We start from the raw sequence: 19,472 nt of genomic DNA on the forward strand, positions 1-19,472 counted from the left end.
CTCTTCCGGATTCGCGCGCAATCCGTGATAGTCAGCGCCTGATCCCACTCCCAGATTACGGGCTAGTTTACGGGCGTCCGGCGGCCGGTGCATTGACACATGGCTCCGCTCCAACCACGTTCGCGCCCCTTCCCGAGACCGAACACGCATGAACCTCGTTATCGTCGAGAGCCCCGCAAAGGCCAAGACCATCAATAAATACCTCGGCTCCGGCTATGAGGTTCTGGCGTCCTACGGCCACGTCCGCGACCTGCCGTCGAAGGACGGCTCGGTCCTGCCCGACGACGACTTCTCCATGCACTGGGAGGCCGACGCCAAGGGCGCCAAGCGGCTGTCCGAAATCGCCGAGGCCGCCAAGCGCGCCGACCGCGTCATCCTCGCGACCGACCCCGACCGCGAAGGAGAGGCCATCAGCTGGCACGTGCTGGAGGTGCTGAACAAGAAGAAGGCGCTGAAGGATACGCACGTCGAGCGCGTGACCTTCAACGCCATCACCAAGTCCGCCGTGCTCGAAGCCATGGCCAATCCGCGCCAGATCGACATGGAGCTGGTCGAGGCCTATCTGGCCCGCCGGGCGCTGGACTATCTGGTCGGTTTCACCCTGTCGCCGGTCCTGTGGCGCAAGCTGCCGGGCGCGCGCTCGGCCGGGCGGGTCCAATCCGTCGCCCTGCGCATCGTCGTCGATCGCGAGATGGAGATCGAGAAGTTCAAGGCGCAGGAATACTGGTCCATCGAGGCCGACCTGAACGCCGACAGCCCGCCCTTCACCGCCCGTCTGGTCAAGCACGCCGGCAAGCGAGTGCAGCGTCTGGACATCAAGGACGAGGCGACCGCCGCCGCTGCGCGTGCGGCCATCGACGCCGGCGACTTCACCATCCACTCGGTAGAGAAGAAGCCCGTCCGCCGCAATCCGGCCCCGCCCTTCACCACCTCGACCCTGCAACAGGAGGCGTCGCGCAAGCTGGGCTTCAGCGCCCAGCGCACCATGCAGGCGGCGCAGAAACTGTATGAAGGCGTCGACGAGACCGGCGGTCTGATCACCTATATGCGGACCGACGGCGTCCAGACCACGCCCGAGGGCATCGCCCAGGCGCGCGAGGTCATCGCCAAGGAGTTCGGCCCGGCCTTCGTTCCGCAAGAGCCGCGCTATTACAAGACCAAGGCCAAGAATGCTCAGGAAGCGCACGAAGCGATCCGGCCGACAAACATCGCACGCCATCCCGACAGCCTGCGCCTCGAATCCGATCTTCAGCGTCTGTACGAGCTGATCTGGAAGCGGATGGTCGCCTCGCAGATGGAGGCGGCCCGCATGGACCGCACCACGGTCGATATCGAAACCCCGGACGGTCTGACCGGCCTGCGCGCCACCGGCCAGGTGGTGACCTTCGACGGCTTCCTGGCCGTCTATGAAGAAGGCCGCGACGAGAAGCAGAAGGGCGCGGAAGACGATGAAGGCGACGACACCAGCCGCCTGCCCGCGCTGAAGGAAGGCGCCAAGGCCAAGGTCGACGCCATCCGGACCGACCAGCATTTCACCGAACCGCCCCCGCGCTATTCGGAAGCCACCCTGGTCAAGAAGCTGGAAGAGCTGGGCATTGGGCGGCCGTCGACCTACGCCTCGACCCTGTCGACCCTGCGCGACCGCGAATATGTGCGGGTGGACAAGAACCGCTTCTATCCCGAGGACAAGGGACGGCTGGTCACGGCCTTCCTGGAACAGTTCTTCGCCAAGTGGGTCGAATACGACTTCACCGCCGCGCTGGAGACCCGTCTGGACGAGGTGTCCGCCGGTCAACTGGACTGGAAGGTGCTGCTGCGCGAGTTCTGGTCGGACTTCCACGCCGCGACCCAGGCCGCCGGCGAACTGCGCACCACGGCCATTCTCGACGCCCTGAACGAGTCGCTGGGGGCCCATATCTTCCCGGCCAAGGAAGACGGGTCCGACCCGCGCGAATGCCCCCTGTGCCACCAGGGCCAGCTCAGCCTGAAGACCAGCCGGTTCGGCGCCTTCATCGGCTGCGAACGCTACCCGGACTGCAAATACACCCGCCCCGTCGCCAGCCCATCGGCTGAAGACGGTTCGGCCGAAAGCGGCGACCGCGAACTGGGCATGGATCCAGAGACCGGCCAGCCGGTGCAGCTGAAGATCGGCCGTTTCGGCCCCTATGTCGAAATCACGCCGCCCGAGGGTGACAAGCCCAAACGCTCGTCCCTGCCCAAGGGCTGGTCGCCGGCGTCCCTGACGCTGGACCAGGCCCTGCGCCTCTTGGCCCTGCCGCGCGAGGTCGGGGTTCACCCCGAGGACGGCAAGATGATCACGGCGGGCCTGGGCCGTTACGGACCCTTCGTCCTGCACGCCGGCACCTATGCCAATGTCTCGGACATCGACGAGGTGTTCGAGGTCGGTCTGAACCGCGCCGTCGCCCTGCTGGCCGAGAAGCGCGCCGGTCGCCCCGGTCGCGGCGCCGCCACCGCTCCGCTGAAGGACCTGGGCGCCCACCCGGAGACGGGCGAGCCGATCCACGTCATGGCCGGCCGCTTCGGTCCCTACGTCAAGTCGGGCAAGATCAACGCCACCCTGCCCAAGGGCACGGCGCCCGAAGACCTGACCCTGGAAGACGCCTTGCCGCTGCTGGCCGCCAAGGCCGGGGCGGCGCCGAAGAAGAAGGCCCCGGCCAAGAAGGCGGCTGCGCCGAAGAAGGCTGCCGCTGCGAAGAAGCCTGCGGCCAAGAAGGCGCCGGCGAAGAAGGCCAAGGCGGAAGACTGACCTCACCTCCCCGTTCGCGAAGGCGAACGGGGAGGACAGATCGCGTAGCGATCAGGAGGGGGCGACTCCGACGTCGGTGATGACCGCGCCAGCTTCTAACACCGTGTCGCCCCCGCCTGGCGTCCGCTGACGCTCCCGCCTGTCCTCCCCGCGCGCCTTCGCGCGCGTGGAGGTGAGATGTCAGCGCATCTCCACCCGCCGCGCGACTGCTGGGATCGCCAGCTCGTCGCCGGACCATTGCGCGGCCCGCCCGTCGATGCGGACCCGCTCAGGCCGCCCCTCCCCTGCCGGCCATTGCAGCACATAGCCGCCCGGCGGCGTCGCGCCGTCGCCCAGGGTCAGCACATAGGCCGCCCCCTGTTTGCGATAGGCGTAGGTCAGCGCCCCATAGGCCGTGCGCAGATCCTTCACCCCGACCCCCTCGGCCGTATCCAGCCAAACCTGAGGCACGCCCGCCGCCAGCACCAGCGCGTGATCGCGGTCCCGTTCGTAGGCGAACAGGTCCAGGGCCGAGCGGATATAGTCGGAGCTGATCCAGGCGTGCGGCATGTCGCCGATAAAGCGGGGCTCGCGCTTGTCGCGCCCCACCACCTCGGCCCAGCCGTTCCAGGCCTCGGGCCGGCGGTCGGCCATCAGGAAGTCCAGCACCGCCAGGGCCCGGTCCTTCTGCCCCAGCCGCACATAGGCGCCGACCAACCGCCATTCGTAGGGGGTATAGTCCTTCCACGCGGTGCGGTTGGTCAGGCGGTTCTGGAAATTTTCCCAATAGCGGTCGAAGGTTCGCCCCATAAGCTCTGGCGGGAGATCATCCTGCTCGCCCGACGGTGACAGGGCGATCGTGGTCGAGGTGGCGTCGAAATCGCCCCGATCGGCGGCGCCGGCGATCCAGTCGATGTCGTGATGTGCGGCCGTCGCGACGATGGAGGCGCGGATGTCGGCGGCGAACTGATCGCGCGCGGCGGCGTAGCGGACGGCGGCCTCGGCGTCGCCCAGGGTCTGGGCGATGAAGACCGCGTCCTTGTAGCCGAGCAGGCCCCAGAAATCGTCCCAGTAGGAATAGGCCGCCTTGTCCGAATAGCCCTCGTGGCTGATCGTCGGCGGCAGCAGGCCGTACAGGTGGCGCTGGTCGGGGGCCTGGAAGGCGGTGGTGCGGGTGGAGGCGCGCAGCTCGTCCATGTAGGCGATCGCCTTCTGTACCTGGGGCCAGACCTGGCGCAGAAGGGCCTCGTCGCCGGTGTAGCGATAGGTCTCGGCGGCGAGGAAGACGAACTCGCCGTGGCTGTCGTTCTCGGGCACCGGATCGGCGCCGCGCGCGTCGACGCAGCATGGAACCTTGCCGTTGTCGAACACATAGGGGGCGTACCAGCGCAGATAGTCGGCGGAGTGCTCGGCCATGCCCAGCCGGTTCAGCCCCTCGGCCATCATGGCCCCGTCGCGGATCCAGGAACGGTTGTAGCTGCGGGTGCCGGGCTGGAGAATCGGCCCCTGACGCGACATCAGCATATGGGCCAGGGACGACTTCAGCGCGTCCTCGATCCGCTGGGCGGCAGGCGGCAGGGTCAGGTCCACCCGGTCCAGCTTCTCGCGCCACTCCGCCGCCAGCGCCTGCTCGGCCTGATCCAGCGCGGCGACGCCCTGCCCCGCCTGCGGCTGCGGCGTCTCGCCCGCCAGCGGCGACAAGAAGCCAAAGGTGCGCGTCTCGCCGGGCTGGAGCGTCGCCTCATACAGCAGGGCCCCGGCCGGCAGGTTTGTGGCGTCGGCGACGGCGACCGGCTCGCCTGCGGGCCGTCGCGACGTCGGCAGAATCAATGATTGAGGATCAGCCCCTGCGTCGAAGCTCGAAACCGCCACGGCGTCCGGCACGGTCAGGGTGTGAACCCGGACATCGTCGTTCAGCGTCAGGCTCGCGCCGTCCCAGGCGATCCGCTCGACCGGCGCCACGCCGCCCGGAATGGCCAGGAACTGCACGGGTCCATTCACCTGGAAGGGTCGCGCCGTCAGGGCCAGGGTCAGGCGACGAGGCCGGTTGGAGGTGTTGGTCAGGTCATAGCGGCCCCACAGACGCGCCTGGTCCGGCGCGCCGTCGGCGAAGCTGGTGATCTTCAGCGTCCAGTCGTCGGCGGTCCAGGTCACGGACGGTATGGGCAGGTCGTCATCCCTCAGCCCCTGTTCGATATTGACGTCGGCCCAGGTGATCAGCCGCCCGTTGTCGACGACGAAAGGTTCGATGCTGGGGCCGGCGCGGCGCAGTTCGATGGCGCCGTCCTCGCCGATCAGGCCGCTCTCGCCGCCGCCGTCCACCCCGACCAGGGTCCAGTAGGGCTGTTCGCCGAAAAAGCCGCGCGGATAGAGGCCGCGCCGGTTCTCCCTGGCCACCGCCTCGACGAAGGCCGTGGCGTCCTTGCCGAAGGCCAGGGGTTCGACCTCGATCTCATTCAGCGCATAGGTCGTCGCCTGCCCCGCGCCCAGCCGCTGGCCCGCGCCGGACGAGCCGACAACGTCCGAGGCGGGAACCGGCTTCAGCGGCTCCAGCCGCAGCCACCGCGCCGTAGCCTCCGGCGTACGCAGCCAGTCGACGCCGCCGTTCCCGCCCTGAACTGTCGCCAGGTCGCGCCAGTCGCGCCCGTCGGTCGAGGCCGAAATCCGATAGTCCGCCGCCGCGCCGCGCTCGCTCCAGCGCAGGGTCAGGCCGCCGAATTCGCGCTCATAGCCCAGGTCCAGCGTCAGCGCCGACGGTTCGCCCACGGGCGTGGTCCAGGCGGTCTTCGGGTCCAGATCGACGGCGTTGGCGGCGGTCGTCTGGGGCCGGCCGTCGGCGGCGACAGGCTGGGGCGGCACAAGGGGCTCGACCGGCAGGGCGCGAAGGCTCAGTTGGTCGATCTCGACGGCGCCCTTGCCGCCCTCGGCCGCCACCACGACGAACTCGACCCGCTCGGCGCGGCGCAGCACCGTCTCGGGACTGGGGCCCCAGGCCTTGGACACCTGGCGACGCTTGATGACGAACTTCGTCCAGCCGTCGGGGAAGTCGTAGCGGGCCGTCTGTTTCCACCAGACGTTCTCGGCCGAGGCGTCGGTCAGCTTGACCTCGAAGGTGTTGACCGGCCCGGCGCCGCGCACCCAGAAGCTGATCTCGTAATTGTCCGGCAGGTCGAACGGCAGCGGACGACTGACCACCGCATAGCCCGCCTTGCCGTCGAAATCGTAGTCGAGCCGCACGGCGCGGCCGTCATGACCTGCGACGGCGGAGACGGCGGCGTGGACGTCGGTGGAGGCGCTGGCCTGCCACCGCGAGACGTCGTCCATGCTGTCGAGGACGCGCGTGTCCTGGGCGACGGCGGGGGCGGCCATGAGGGCGGCGCTGAGGGCGAGGGCGGAGGTCAGGATACGCATCGGATTACTCCAGTTTTCCCTCTCCCCGTCATCCTCGGGCTTGTCCCGAGGATCCATACGCCCGGTGTCGAAGGCGTGGGTCCCGTCCTCGACGGAGTCTATGGATCCTAGGCACAAGGCCTAGGATGACGGCGGTGGAGGGCTACAAGATTCACCCCTTCACGCTGCCCGCGAGCATGCCGCGGATGTAGTAGCGTTGCAGGGCGAGGAAGAGGATCAGGACGGGCGCGACCGTGACGACGGCGCCGGCCATCATCAGTTCGATGTCCTGCACATGTTCGCGCGACAGGGCCGCCAGGGCGACCGGCAGGGTGTAGTTCGACTGGTCCGACAAGACGATCAGCGGCCACAGGAAGTCGTTCCAGCTGCCCAGGAAGACGAACAGGCCCAGGGTGACGATGATCGGCTGCAGCGTCGGCAGGACGATGCGGCGGAAGATCTGGCCCTCGCTAGCGCCGTCGATCCGGGCCGCCTCCAGCATTTCGTCGGGAATGCTCAGCGCATACTGGCGCACCAGGAACAGGCCGAAGATCGAGGCCAGCCAGGGCACCAGGGCGCCGGCGTAGGTGTTCACCAGCCCCATCCCCTTCAGCATCAGGAACAGCGGCAGGGTGCCGATCTGGGCCGGCACCACCAGGGCGGCGACCAGCAGCTGGAACAGTCGCTCGCGCCCGGTGAACTTCAGCTTGGCGAAGGCGTAGCCGGCCGGGACGGTGAAGCTGAGCGCCAGGATCGTCGCCAGGGTCGCCAGGGCGAAACTGTTCCACAGATAGCGGCCCATGCCCTGGTTCAGGAACAGGTCCTGATAATGCTCCAGCGTCCAGCGCGACGGGACCAGGGGCGGCGGGAAGGTCGCGGCTTCGCCGGTGGGCATGAAGCTGACCGACGCCATCCAGACCAGCGGGAACAGGACGATGAGCGCGATCAGGGCGACGGCGAGGTTGAGGAGGATGGCGCGGATTTTCATTGGTACGCCCCCACCCGCTTGGCCACGGCCAACTGGACCAACGTAATCGCCAGGATGCACAGGAACAGCACGAAGGCGACCGCGCTGGCGGAGCCCAGGTTCCACCATTTGAAGCCTTCCTCGTACATGAAGTAGAGTACCGTCACCGTGCTCTGGGCCGGGCCGCCCTGGGTCATCACATAGGGTTCGGCGAACAGCTGGAAGAAGCTGGCGACCGAGATGATCGAGACCAGCAACATGGTCGGGGCGATGGCCGGCAGTGTGACATGGCGGAACTGTTTCCACGGCCCGGCGCCGTCGATGCGGGCGGCCTCGTACAGATCGTCCGGCACGGTCTGGAGCACCGCCAGGAAGATCAGCATATTGTAGCCGAAGATCTTCCAGACCACGAACATCAGGATGGCGGGGATGGAGGTCGAGGGCTGGCCCAGCCAGTCGACGGCCGGCAGGCCGATGCTCTCAAGCCCCCAGTTGATGACGCCGTAACGGGTGTGCAGCAGATAGCGCCACACCACGGCGGTGGCGACCAGGGTGGTGACATAGGGGGCGAAGAACATGACCCGCCAGATCGGCCGCCACTTCACCACCCGCGCATTCAGGATCACCGCCGCCGCCAGGGACGCGGCTATGGACAGGGGCACGCCCAGGACGGCGAAGGTCAGGGTGTTCTTCATCGCTCCCCAGAACAGCGGATTGGTCATCAGCCGCTGGTAGTTCTGCAGGCCGACGAAGCGAAGATTGTCGAGGTTCGCCAGGGCGTAGATGTCGAAGTCGGTCAGGCTGAGCAGCAGGGCCGCGATCACCGGAAGAGCGAAGAACAGGCCGATGGCGATCATCGCTGGGGCGACTAAGGCCCAGGCGGCGCGTTCGCGGGCTGCGGGGCCACGTGAACGTCGGACGGCAGGTATTGCGGGATCGGCGACGGTCATACGGCCCTGCCCTGCTCCATCATCCAGCGGCGCTTCTCCAGCAGCCGGTCGGCGCGGCGGTCGATCTCGGCGGCCGCGGTCTCGGGCCTGTATTCGCCGCGCACCATCCGTTCGGCGACGATCTGCATCTCGGTCACGATCCGCTCCCACTCCGGAACCTTGGGCACGGCCTTGGCGCGTTCCAGCTGGCCGCGGAAAGGCGCCAGCATCGGGTCGCGTTCGACCTGGGCGATGTCCCACGCGCTTTTCCGCGCCGGCAGGTCGCCGACGATGGTGTTGAACCGGGCCTGGACGGCCGGTTCGGACAGATAGCGGACCAGGGCCCAGGCCGCCTCCTGATGCGGCGAGGACTGGAAGACCGCCAGGCTGGAGCCGCCCGGCGCCGAGGCGCCCAGGCCGTTCGGCCCCGGCACCCCGGCCGTGGCCCAGTTCGGCTGGAACGACGCCGGCAGACGGCTGCGGAAATCGCCGACGCTCCACGGGCCGGAGAAGTAGAAGCTGAAATAGCCGCGCGCGAACTCGGTCCAGACATTTGAGATCTGCGCCGCAGAAGCCAGGGGCGCCAGCCCCTCGGCGAACAGGCTGCGATAAAAGGCCAGGGCCGAGATGAAGCCGGGGTTGGAGAAGTTGCCGCGCGTATTCCTGTCCCGCAGCAAGGGCTCCTCGGTCTGAAGGCCGAAGGTCAGAAGCTGCTCGAACTCGTTCAACGGCAGCAGAATGGCGTAGTTGTCTCCGCCCGCCGCCCGCTTGACCCCGTGCATGGCCCGCTTCCATTCGGCCCAGTTCTGGGGCGGCGCGTCGAAGCCGGCGCGCGCCAGCAGGTCCGTGCGGTAGAACAGCAGGCGCGTGTCCACATACCAGGGCGTGGTCATGGCCCGGCCGGCCACCTCGTTGGTCTCCAGCACCGCCTCGAACTGATCGGTCAGCAGGTCGGCGGCGGCCGCCGGGGTCGGCGACAGGGCGCCTATGGCGGTCAGTTCCGACACCCAGGTGTTGCCGATCTGGCTGACGTCCGGCAGCGAGGCGCCGGCGTAGGCGGTCAGCAGCTTCTCGTGCGCCGCCGTCCACGGCAGGGGCTGGACCGCGACGCGGACGCCGGGGTTGCGGCGCTCGAACTCGGGCATCAGCTGGCCCACCGTTCCGCCCTCATTGCCCATGGCCCAGAAGCGCAGCACCGTCTCGCCGTCACGACGCGGCGTGCAGGCCGCCGCCGCCCCGCCCGCCAGCAGCGCCAGGGCGCCCCGCCTGTGCGGGCCAGAGGTCATGCGTTCAGCCAGCCGCCGGTGAAGCCCGCCGTCTCCAGGGCCTTACGGATGTGCGGCTCGCCGCGCATGTAGCGCCAGATGAAGTCGGAGCGATGGTTCTCGGTCATGCCGACGATGGGGCCCTGGTCGATGCCCAGATAGTCGTCGGCGACCCAGCCCACGCCGTCAATGATCTTGCCGTGCTGCAAGGGCCCGTCGCGCTGGGTCAGGGTCGGGTTGAAGCTGTCGAGGAAGCCCCACTCGGTATAGATCCCCGCCCCGAACCGGCTCTTCATCGCCTTGATGCAGGGGATGACGATCTCGGGCGCGAAGGCGATGGAGCTGGCCGCCGCCGTGGGCGCGATGGTGCCGTCGTCGCGGTCGCCGGGGCCGCGCGCCGAATAGCTGAAGAACTCGCGCTCGACCCCGTTGATCGTCTGCTTGAAATCGCCCGGCCCGTCGCAGGCCGTCAGGCCCCAGGTCTCGGACGAATAGCCGACCCACTGCCCCGGATTGTCGTGGCCGTATTTCTGCTGGGCGTAGACGGCGCGACGGCTGTTTTCGAAATAGTCCAGATACTCGCCCAGCTGAGCCGTCTGACCGCGCATCCAGGCGTCCTGAATGCCGCGGAAGTCGACGTACATATGGCTGTACTGGTGGCCGAAGATCGGCGCGAAATTCAGGTGCCAGCTGCCCCAGCGGTCGGTCCAGCTCTCGTCATAGCTGGCGGCCCATTCGTGCCAGACATTGACCGAGACCGGATGGGTCGGGCTGCCGATGGCCAGCAGCAGCACCAGCATGCCCTCGTTATAGACGTGCCAGTCGGAGGGGATGAAGCCGCTCTCCGGATGCCAGCCCATGGTGATCCGGTTGTCGCGCACGACGGCCCAGTCCCATTCGATCCGCTCGTACAGGGCCTGGACCCGGCTGCGGATCTCGACCTCGTCCGGATGATCGCCGTCGAAATAGCGTGCGGCGAACAGCATGCCGGCCATCAACAGGGCCGTGTCCACGGTCGAAAGCTCGTTGGTCCGATAGCGGTGACCGGTCTCCATATCGAGGAAATGATAAAAGAAGCCCTTGTGCCCCGCCGTGCCGGTCGGCTCCGGCCCCTGGGGCAGGCTGTGGAAATAGCGGACGGTGATCAGGGTCCGCTCGCGCGCCTCGTCCCGGCTCATCCAGCGGCGTTCGACGCCGATCGGCCAGCAGGTCAGGGCGAAGCCGACCGCGGCGATGGAGCAGAAGGACGGACTGGGCCAGCGGTCGGGCGTCAGGCCGGTGCGCCGATCCGTGACCTTCTCGAACCAGCGGAAGGTGCGTTCCTGAAGCTCGTTGATTTCGCGGTCCAGCCGCAGGGGCCGCCGCTGCGTGCCGTTGACCGCACTCGCCACCGCCTGCGCCGCCGCCTGTCCCGCGACGACGCCGCTGACCGCCAGAGCGGCGGCTCCAGCCGTGGTTCGCATCAGGAAGTTCCGACGGTTCATGGGCACGCTCACTGGGTCTGTATCAAGAAGAAGGCCGCCTTCCGCGCAAGCGGAAGGCGGCCCAGGCTCAGGGGGAGTTAGAAGGAGTAACGGGCGCCGATCTGGAACGTCCGCGTCGGGAACAGCACGCTGCTCGGGTTGCCGAAGTTGGGCGTACCCGCATCGCCGTTGAAGCCGCTGTAGTTCTTGAAGTCGAAAATATTGATTGCATCGACGTAGAGCTGCAGCTCGCTTCCTTCTCCGACCGGGAAGTTTTTCGTCAGGCGAAGATCCAGATTCCGATAGGCGAAGGCATTCGGAATGAAGAAGTTCTCCTTATCAGGATAACCGCCGTAGGGACGGAAATAGAACCTCGAACCCGTTCCATCGAACACGTTGAACGGCGTGCCCGAGCCCAGCGTCAGAATGCCCGACAGTTGGAAGTCCAACGGCAAATCGACGATGCCATTGGCTACGATCCGGTGCCGTTCGTTGTCAGCAGAATTCCGCATAGGCGAACTCTCGACCGAGAAACAGTCGAAGCAGAAGTTGTCATTGCCGCCGTTCTGCTGCGAGTCCGATAAGGTGTAGGCGATGTTCACGCCCCAGCCGGAGTCCCGAGTATAGGGCTTGTCCAGCTTGACGTAGAGGGCGGTGAATTCGCGCTCCTTGTTATGATCCGACACCAGGTAGCTGCGGTACGGGTTGGCCGCGCCGGGTCCGCAGAAACCTCCGTTGTCGCCGAAACCGTCGCCGTCGTTGCCGTAGTTCGGCTCGCGGCAGCGATTCAGATATTGCCACGTGAACTCGTTCTCGGTCTTACCGTAGGCTAGGGTGAACTCGGTTTGCCAGTCGCCGACGCGTTGACGAACCCCGAGGTTAAACTGGTCGGTGCGCGGCGGCTCGTAATCGTTCTTCAACAGGAAGGCTTCGCCCTTGCCCGGCAGGCTGGCCAAAAGCGGATCCAGCCCCGCCGCCGTCATGTAGGAGGGGTTCCACAGGAACGGGTTGGCCGCCGTGCCGTCCTGGACTGCGCCGGGCGTGGTTGTGAAGAAAGCAGTCTTGGAGGTGTCAAACGGCTTCGCGATCTCGTCGAACGCGAAGTTGAAGTTCACCCGGTCGTAGTAGCGGCCCGCGCCGCCGAAGATCACAGTGCCGCGATCACCGAAGACATCATAGGAGAAGCCAATCCGCGGCTGGAAAGCCTTCGCGTACGGATCGCGGTTGTCGCCGGTCGAGATATAGTCGTCGATGTTGAACCAGCTAGGTGCATAGCCAGCCGGCTTGCCGCCGTCGGTCGAAGCAATCCACTGGTTCAGACCGTCGATCACCGACTGAGGCGTCACATAGTCCGGGTTGCTGGCGTTATCCTCGTAGTCCCAGCGGATGCCGAGGTTCAGTTCCAGCTTGTCAGTGATCTGCCAGTCATCCTGAATGTACAGGCCATAAACCTTGTTGGTCAGGTCGACGGTCGGGAAGGCGTTGCCCAGCTGAACGCGGTAAGGCACCGAAGCGTCGCCGCTGGCGGTTCCGTTCAGGTCGTAAAAGAACTGAGGATTGCGACCGAACTCCTTCTCAACATGATAGTCTTGGTTCGAGAACTTCACACCCAGCTTGATGGTGTGGAAGCCGTTGAACTCGACTTCGTTGAAGGTCAGATCGTTACGAATGGTGACTGCTTCATCCGTGATGTCCTGACGACTATTTGCACCGCCCACATTCAGGATCGTGGTTCCACCATTGGGATCATAGGCGTTGGTGAAAATGCGGTAGCTCGCGCCCGGCATATCGAAATTGGCCGCCGTCGGGTTGTAGTTATAATTGCGGTAGTCGACTGCGAACTCGTTCAGGAAGCCCTGAGCCTGCCACTGGTAGCGCAGATTGGCGCTCTTGGTGGTCTGCTGCAGGCCGCTGGCGCGCTCGAACGCATTCGATTCGCCCACGCCCGTGACGTCGCCTTCATCGCGATAGGTGACGCTCAGATCGATCAGATGTCCTTCGGCCGGTTGGAAGCTCAGCTTGCCGAAATACAGGTCTTCTTCGAACGGGGTGGCGAAGGTGCCGAGATATTCAGCAAACTGTTGCTGATACGGACTGCCCACCGGCCCCAAAGTCACGGTGGCGGCACGGTTTTCCTGCTTGTGCTCATAGCTGCCGAAGAAGTGCAGACGGTCCTGAATGATCGGACCGCCCAAGGCCGCGCCGTACTGCTTGACGCTCAGGTCCGGCTTTTCAGCGCCGCGACGCTCGGAGAAGACATCCTGCGTCACCATATCCTGGTTGCGGTAGGTGCCGAAGATTTCGCCGTGGAATTCGTTCGTGCCCGAACGGGTGACCGCAGTGATGATCGCCGAAGAAGCCTGTTCGTATTCCGCCTTGAAGTTCTGGCTGACGACCCGAAACTCCTGAATCGCCGCCTGCGGGAACGGGTTGCCGCGGCTGTCGTCCTGACCGACGATGCCGCCCGCGATGATGTTCGACTTCAGACTGGCGCCGTCGATGAAGGCGTTCACAGATTCCGCACGTTGCCCGCCGGCTGTGATCTGAACTTCCGCATCGTTCGTGCCGACCCGCACGCCCGGAGCCAGAGCGGCGAAGTTCAGGAAGTTGCGGTTGATCTGCGGCAGGGTCTGGATCTGCTGCGTCGTGACGTTGGTCGCGTTTTCCGGCGTGCGCACCTCGACCAAACGGCGGCCCACAACGACGATCTCGCCCACGTTGGTTGCGGCGCCGGCGTCCGCGATGACGAGATCCAGGTTGCCGACCTGGCCGACGCCGATGCTGACGGTGTCAGTGGCGGTTTCGCCGTCCGCCGTGGTCACCGTCACCTCATAGGTGCCCGGGCGAAGGCCCGACAGGGTGTAGCCGCCCTGGGCGTTCGCCGTGGTGCGGTTGGTGAAGCCCGAAGCGACGTTGCGGGCCACGACGGTGACGCCAGGCTCGACCTGGGCGCCGTCGGTGACACTGCCCCGGATCGTCGAGGTCGCGACCTGGGCGGACGCCGCGCCGGCGAAGCCTGCGGTGATGGCGAAGGCGGATACGGCGGCCAGGGCCGCGCTACGCGTATTGAACTTGATCATCCTTGAGTCCCCTCCTGATGGATCCGATTCACGACGGCGACGCCGCTGTACGATCGGGGTTTGACCCGGCGGTTGAGGCCGCCGCGGTGGATTGACGAACGACCAAGGCCGGTCGAACGATTTCACAAGCGGTGTCCGGATCGGCGCCGGCGCCGGCCTGGACCAGGCCGATGAGGCGTTCGACGCCCCGGCGGCCCATTTCCGCGATATTCACTCTCAGCGTGGTCAGCGTCGGCCGGACCAGGGCCGCCAGCGGCACGTCGTCGAAGCCGATGACCGCTACGTCCTCAGGGCAACGCACCCCCGCCTCCTGGAAGGCCAGCATGGCGCCCAGGGCCATCATGTCGTTGGCCGCGAACACCGCGTCGGGGCGCTGGTCCAGAGCCAGCAACCGGGTGGCGGCGCGATGCCCGGCCGCCTGGGTGAAGTCGCCCTCGACAATGATCGGTTCCTGGCCGCCCAGAGCGCTGGCGTAGCCTTGGGCGCGGATGTCGGCTTCCAGGTTGCCGGCTGCGCCCCGGATATGGGCGATGCGGCGCCGACCGGTGGCGATCAGGTGCTGGACGGCCGCCACGGCGCCGCCGTGGTTGTCCACCGCGATGGACGGGCGACCGCCCTCGTCCAGGCCGCCGTTCATCACCAGAACCGGGGTCCGGCCCGCCACGTCGGCGGCCAGATTGGCGGCGCGCAGATGGGGCGACAGCACGATCATCCCGTCGACCCGGCCCCGCATCGAGCGCAGCGCCGCCATCGTCTCTTCGGTGTCGCCGTGGGAGCTGGACACGATCAGATGCTTGCCGTGCGCCCGCGCGGCCAGATCCATGCCGCGTATCAGTTCGGAGAAGAACTCGCCGTACAGGTCCGGCAGGATGACGCCGATTGTGTCCGTCCGGCTGGTGGACAGGCTCCGCGCGCCGACATGGGGGACGTAGCGGAGATGTTCGACCGCATCGAGCACCCGGCGACGCGTGGTCTCGGTGATGGCGTCGGAGCCGTTCAGCACCCGCGACACCGAGGCCACGGACACCTGCGCCCGTTCCGCCACGTCACGGATGGTCGCGGCCTTGGCGGCCGGCGCATGTCCGTTCAGGCCTGACGGGGCGGAGATTTCCACGTGTTCCTCTCTGAGCGTCATCGTCCCAGCCCCCTTATCGAAGGTCTGTCGATAAATAATGTAATCGGTTACATGACACAGGAGCAATGTGGGCCGCAAGCGGCGCATTGTCGCTTTGTGTCGATTTGTGGCCCGGCCGCCGCATTGGAGCCGGGGCCGCCGGCGTGTTTCAGCGCCGTTTCCGCTGAGGACTGGCCCAACGACGAACAGACAATTCAGCCGTTGATAACTACCACATCTGGTAGCGCGCCCGGCAGGAAAGCCATAATGTAGTCCAACGCTTTCGGGGAGACGCTGGGCATGCGCTTTCAATCGGACTTCGCCGACCGTGCTCGGCGAGTCAGGATGGAGACCCGCGCCATTGAGCGCGCCGCCGTGGTCCAGGAAGTTCTGGCGCCCGCCGGATGGTCCGACGCGCGGATCGAATCCTGGCTCGACTGGTGTGAGACGCTTCCCTCCTCCTCCCTGCCGACCGGCGACGGATTGAAGGGGGGCGTAGACGCCTGGGTCGAAAGCCTGGCCGCGGTGGGACTGACCGACAAGGTCTTCGCCGATCCCCTGGAGGCCCAGGCCTTCGCGGCCGAACTCGCGGCGACGATATGGCTCGGTCTCGCTGCTCCGGCCACAGTCTTCACCGCCGCCCAGATTCTGGACCTGTCCGACCCTGCCGCGCCGAAACGCCTGGCCGAGCACAGGGCCGAACGCACCACCGCGCGGCTGGCGCTCCAGTCAGCCGAGGCCCTGGCCGACGCCCTACGCGCGGTCGCCGACGCTGTGGACCGCTGCGAAGGCCCCCACGGCGACTGCAGCGATCCCTCCCGCAACCCCGCCCTTGGCCGGGCGGCCGCCACCGCACGGCGTCGCGGCGCCACGGACGCCGACATCCTGCGCGCTGTCGACGGCGAACGTCCGGCCCTGGCCCTGCGTCCGTCTGGCGAAAGCGCGCCCCTGGCGGCCTTGGCGTCCAGAACCCAAATCGCCGCCGGCGCGCCCGAAGCGCTGCTCGCCGCCGAAGCGGCGCTGGACGGCGGCCTGGTCCTGACCTTCGATCCGCGCGAGGCCGACATTCTGACCGAGCCCGCCGTGAAGGGCGCTGCCCTGGATCTCTCGGCCATCGTCGCCCTGGAGGAAGACGAGGGGGCCGCGGGGTCATTCAGGCTTCTGCCCGACCTGGTGCGGCTGTGGACGGTCGCCCTGGATTTGCAGGGATCCGGATTCGCCGTCGCGCTGGGTCTCGAAGGTCTGGCGCCGGCTCTTGCTCCGTCTGGCGGCGATCTGGTCGCCCGCGCCGAGGGTGTCGCCGCCCTCGCCGCCGGCGCCGCGGCCCAAGCCTCGGTCGACCTGGCCCGACTGCGCGGCCCCTGCGCCGATTGGGAGGGGCTTAAAAGCCAGATCGCCGATGTGGACAAGGCCCGTCGGACCCGGCTGAAGGTCAATACCGATCCCCTCGCCGCCGTCGCGGCCAAGGCCTTCAACAAGACCGCCGCTCCCCGCCGCCACGCCGCGATCGGCCTGTTTGTCGATGATTCCGAGGCGCGGCTGCGCCTGGGTCTGGGGGCCTGTTCGGTGGTGGACGTCTTCCAGACCGCCGACGGCGAGATTGGCCGCCGCCTCGCTCCCTGGCTGGCGCGCGTGCTCGTCCGCGTGGGCGGAGACATCCAAGCGGCCGAACGCCGGCTGTTCGGCCGCAGGACCCTGGTCGAAGCGCCCGGCGTCGACCATGCGACCCTGCGCGCCTTCGGCTTCACCGACATCGAACTGGCGGCGATCGAGCAGGCCCTGGCCGGGGCCGACAATTTCGACGCCGTCTTCGCCGCCCCCGTGCTTGATCCCGGCTTCATCCGCGACGTGCTGGGGCTTGAGGACGGCGACGGCCCCCTGTTGAATCTGCTCGGCGTGCCCGAGGAGGCTGAGGCCGAGGCGGCGCGCTGGGTTTTCGGCCATGGCGACCTGAAGGACTGGCCCGAGGCGCCGCCTTCCGTCGCCGCCCTGCTGGCGGACCCCGCCCTGCTCGAAGCCGACCTGCGCCGCGCGGTGGAGCCATACAGCGACGCACCAGACGCGGGCGTCGAAATCCTGGACTGGAGAGCGACCGCCGCCCAGGCCGCCCGCCGATTCAGCCAGGCCGCCGGCGAAGGCCGGCGCGCGATACGCCTATGCCGCGCGGCCCCGCCGCCCGGTCCCCTGCTGACCCTGCCCAAAACCGATTCGACGCCTCGCTTCGACCCGGCCCGTTCGCAGGCCGCGAGCGCACCGCCCCCGCCCGGCGCGGCGCCGCCGGAACGGATCATCGAGCGCGTCGTCGAACGCGGACCGGCGCGGCGCAAGCTGCCGGACCGTCGCAAGGGCTACATCCAGAAGGCGGCCGTCGGCGGCCACAAGGTCTATATCCACACCGGCGAATACGAGGACGGCGAACTCGGCGAAATCTTTATCGACATGCACAAGGAGGGTGCCGCCTTCCGCAGCCTGATGAACAATTTCGCCATCGCCATCTCGATCGGCCTTCAGTACGGCGTGCCGCTGGACGAATTCGTGGACGCCTTCGTCTTCACCCGGTTCGAGCCCGCCGGACGCGTCACCGGCAATGATTCCATCCGTTCGGCGACCTCGATCCTCGACTATATTTTCCGCGAACTGGGCGTTTCCTATCTAGACCGAGACGAACTGGCCAACGCCGGCCCGGAACCGCTCGGGGACGGACTCGGGGGCGGAAAGCCGGACGAGAGCGAGGCCGTGCCGGCCGCCCGCTTCATCTCCAAGGGGTTCGCCCGCGGCTCTGCGCCCGACAATCTGGTCGTTCTGCCCTTCGGCAAGAAGGCCGAGCCGGACGCCAAGGTCGTGGCGGCCACGGAAGCGGTCGCCTGCCCCGCCTGCGGCGATTTCAGCCTGCAGCAGCGGGGCCACGCCTGGATCTGCGACACCTGCGGCGCCGCGCCCGCGCTTCAGGGCGGCGATCAGGGCTAAGTTAACGGCTGACGCCTAAACTGCCGCGATGCGACGCCTTCGCTGGAGCGACCCGATGTCCCGCCTGACCCTTCTTTCCCTCGCGCTCGCCGTCCTTGCGGCGGCCGCGACACCTGTCCTGGCCCAGAATGCGAACCAGATCGCAAGCGTGAAACGCGGCGCCTCCTGCTCGGGCTGCAACCTGTTCCAGGGCGACTTCTCGGGACTTGAGGCGCGCGGGCTGAATCTTTCCGGCGCCCGGCTGCGTCAGGCCGACCTCAGCCTCAGCGTCATGAACCGCACCCGCTTCGCCAACGCGGATCTGCGCGACGTCGACGCCTACGGCGGGGTCTTTTCCGGCTCGAACTTCTCGCGCGCCGACCTGACCAACGCCGGCTTCGTGGGGGCCTATCTGCAGGGCACCGCTTTTTCGGGCGCGAACCTCTCGGGGACCAATCTGTCCGGCGCTGACCTGTCCCGCGCGACCGGCCTAACCCAGGCTCAGGTAAACCGGGCGTGCGGCGACGCCTCGACGGTTCTGCCCGCAAACCTCCGCATTCCCGCCTGCTGACCGCCCGTCTCCTTGCCCGGTTTTAATGAAATTACCTCGATTTAAGTAGGTATGAACGGGGTTTCGGGGCATTCAGGCTGCGTGAAACAGATCGCTCGCCATACACGGTTCTCTCTCAAAGCCCCCCTGATCGCGGCAGCCGGGCTGCTGCTCGCCGGCCCCGCCTTCGCCAGGGTCGAGATGACGGTTCAGGATCGCGATGTGGCCCGGTCTGTGTCGTTGGGCGGATCGTGCAACCGGTGTGAACTGTCGGGCCGCAATCTGTCGGGCGCGACCTTCAGCGGCGCCAGCTTCATCAACGCGACCCTGATCGGGGCCAATCTGCGAGGCGCCGAAATGGTCGGCTCCAACTTCACCGGCAGCGACTTCAGCCGCGCCAACCTGACCGGCGTGGAGATCGTCGGCGCCAATCTGACCTCGACCAATTTCACCTCAGCGATTCTGACCGGCGCCGAGGCGCAGGGCTCGTCGTTCGTCCGCGCCAATCTGACCCGGGCCGACCTGTCCAGCGCCGAGCTGCACGGGGTGAATTTCAACGGCGCGACCCTGGCGAACGCTGACTTCTCGTCCAGCGAGCTGTTCGGGGCCACCCTAGCCAATGTCCATGCCGTCGGCGCCGATTTCAGTGATGCGGAGATCACCGCGTCCAACCTGTCAGGCGGCGATTTCTCCGGCGCCTCCTTCCGGGACGCCAGTCTGGACGGCGCGCGCCTGACGGGCGGCACTTTCGCCCGCGCCGACTTCAACGACGCCTCGCTGCGCCGGACCGACATTCGGGGCGCGGATCTGTCCGGCGCGCGCAACCTGACCCAGGATCAAATTCGGGAGGCCTGCGGCGACGGCTCGACCCGCCTGCCCGGCCGCCTGACGGCCCAGGCCTGTCGGGGAACCATCCGGGTGATCCGCACCCCGCCCGCGCCACCGGCCCCGCCGGCTCCCCCGGCTGTGCGCCGCCTGGTGTCCGGCGAACACTGAACAGAAAAAAGGGGACGCCGCAGCGT

11 protein-coding genes are annotated in these 19,472 nt (G+C 67.2%); 4 read left to right on the forward strand and 7 right to left on the reverse strand.

Translation table 11 applies throughout. The annotated features are described in order from the left end of the window. Positions 1 to 148 precede the first annotated feature (148 nt). Entirely contained in the window at positions 149 to 2,767 is a 2,619-nt protein-coding gene (gene topA / locus ACVPT3_RS10125) for a type I DNA topoisomerase (protein WP_492040779.1), read from the forward strand. 180 nt (positions 2,768 to 2,947) lie between these two features. On the opposite strand, the gene ACVPT3_RS10130 is transcribed toward topA, so the two are convergent. From ACVPT3_RS10130 to ACVPT3_RS10160, 7 genes are all read right to left on the reverse strand, one after another. Then, complete coding sequence (locus ACVPT3_RS10130) at positions 2,948 to 6,157, reverse strand: discoidin domain-containing protein (RefSeq protein WP_492040780.1); 3,210 nt, start codon at positions 6,155 to 6,157, stop codon at positions 2,948 to 2,950. A gap of 151 nt (positions 6,158 to 6,308) precedes the next feature. After that, positions 6,309 to 7,124, reverse strand: a complete 816-nt coding sequence (locus tag ACVPT3_RS10135) for a carbohydrate ABC transporter permease (protein ID WP_492040781.1) — start codon at positions 7,122 to 7,124, stop codon at positions 6,309 to 6,311. Then, positions 7,121 to 7,960, reverse strand: coding sequence for a carbohydrate ABC transporter permease (locus tag ACVPT3_RS10140; protein WP_492040782.1), 840 nt, complete (start codon positions 7,958 to 7,960; stop codon positions 7,121 to 7,123). Before ACVPT3_RS10140 ends, ACVPT3_RS10135 begins: the two co-directional genes overlap by 4 nt. An 89-nt stretch (positions 7,961 to 8,049) precedes the next feature. After that, positions 8,050 to 9,318 (reverse strand): sugar ABC transporter substrate-binding protein, encoded by a 1,269-nt coding sequence (locus ACVPT3_RS10145; RefSeq protein WP_492040783.1) that lies wholly within the window; start codon positions 9,316 to 9,318, stop codon positions 8,050 to 8,052. Next, positions 9,315 to 10,781: a glucoamylase family protein gene (locus ACVPT3_RS10150; RefSeq protein ID WP_492040784.1), complete on the reverse strand. Its 1,467-nt coding sequence runs from the start codon at positions 10,779 to 10,781 to the stop codon at positions 9,315 to 9,317. The genes ACVPT3_RS10145 and ACVPT3_RS10150 overlap by 4 nt, the downstream gene beginning before the upstream one ends. A gap of 77 nt (positions 10,782 to 10,858) precedes the next feature. After that, positions 10,859 to 13,966 carry a TonB-dependent receptor gene (locus tag ACVPT3_RS10155; protein ID WP_492040785.1) on the reverse strand — a complete coding sequence of 1,036 codons (3,108 nt, stop codon included), beginning with the start codon at positions 13,964 to 13,966 and terminating at the stop codon, positions 10,859 to 10,861. Further along, positions 13,869 to 14,954 carry a LacI family DNA-binding transcriptional regulator gene (locus ACVPT3_RS10160; RefSeq protein ID WP_492040786.1) on the reverse strand — a complete coding sequence of 362 codons (1,086 nt, stop codon included), beginning with the start codon at positions 14,952 to 14,954 and terminating at the stop codon, positions 13,869 to 13,871. Before ACVPT3_RS10160 ends, ACVPT3_RS10155 begins: the two co-directional genes overlap by 98 nt. A 300-nt stretch (positions 14,955 to 15,254) precedes the next feature. Between ACVPT3_RS10160 and ACVPT3_RS10165 the strand changes: the two genes are divergently transcribed. The 3 genes from ACVPT3_RS10165 (at position 15,255) to ACVPT3_RS10175 (ending at position 19,446) form a co-directional block, all read left to right on the forward strand. Beyond that, positions 15,255 to 17,921, forward strand: a complete 2,667-nt coding sequence (locus tag ACVPT3_RS10165; protein WP_492040787.1) for a TSCPD domain-containing protein — start codon at positions 15,255 to 15,257, stop codon at positions 17,919 to 17,921. A gap of 55 nt (positions 17,922 to 17,976) precedes the next feature. After that, positions 17,977 to 18,471 carry a pentapeptide repeat-containing protein gene (locus ACVPT3_RS10170; RefSeq protein ID WP_492040788.1) on the forward strand — a complete coding sequence of 165 codons (495 nt, stop codon included), beginning with the start codon at positions 17,977 to 17,979 and terminating at the stop codon, positions 18,469 to 18,471. An 81-nt stretch (positions 18,472 to 18,552) separates the two neighbouring features. Next, the gene (locus ACVPT3_RS10175) at positions 18,553 to 19,446 is read left to right on the forward strand and encodes a pentapeptide repeat-containing protein (RefSeq protein WP_492040789.1); all 894 of its coding nucleotides are present in this window, start codon (positions 18,553 to 18,555) and stop codon (positions 19,444 to 19,446) included. The last annotated feature ends 26 nt before the right edge of the window (positions 19,447 to 19,472 follow it).

It is taken from the genome of Brevundimonas sp. FV1ps31S, from assembly GCF_058681265.1.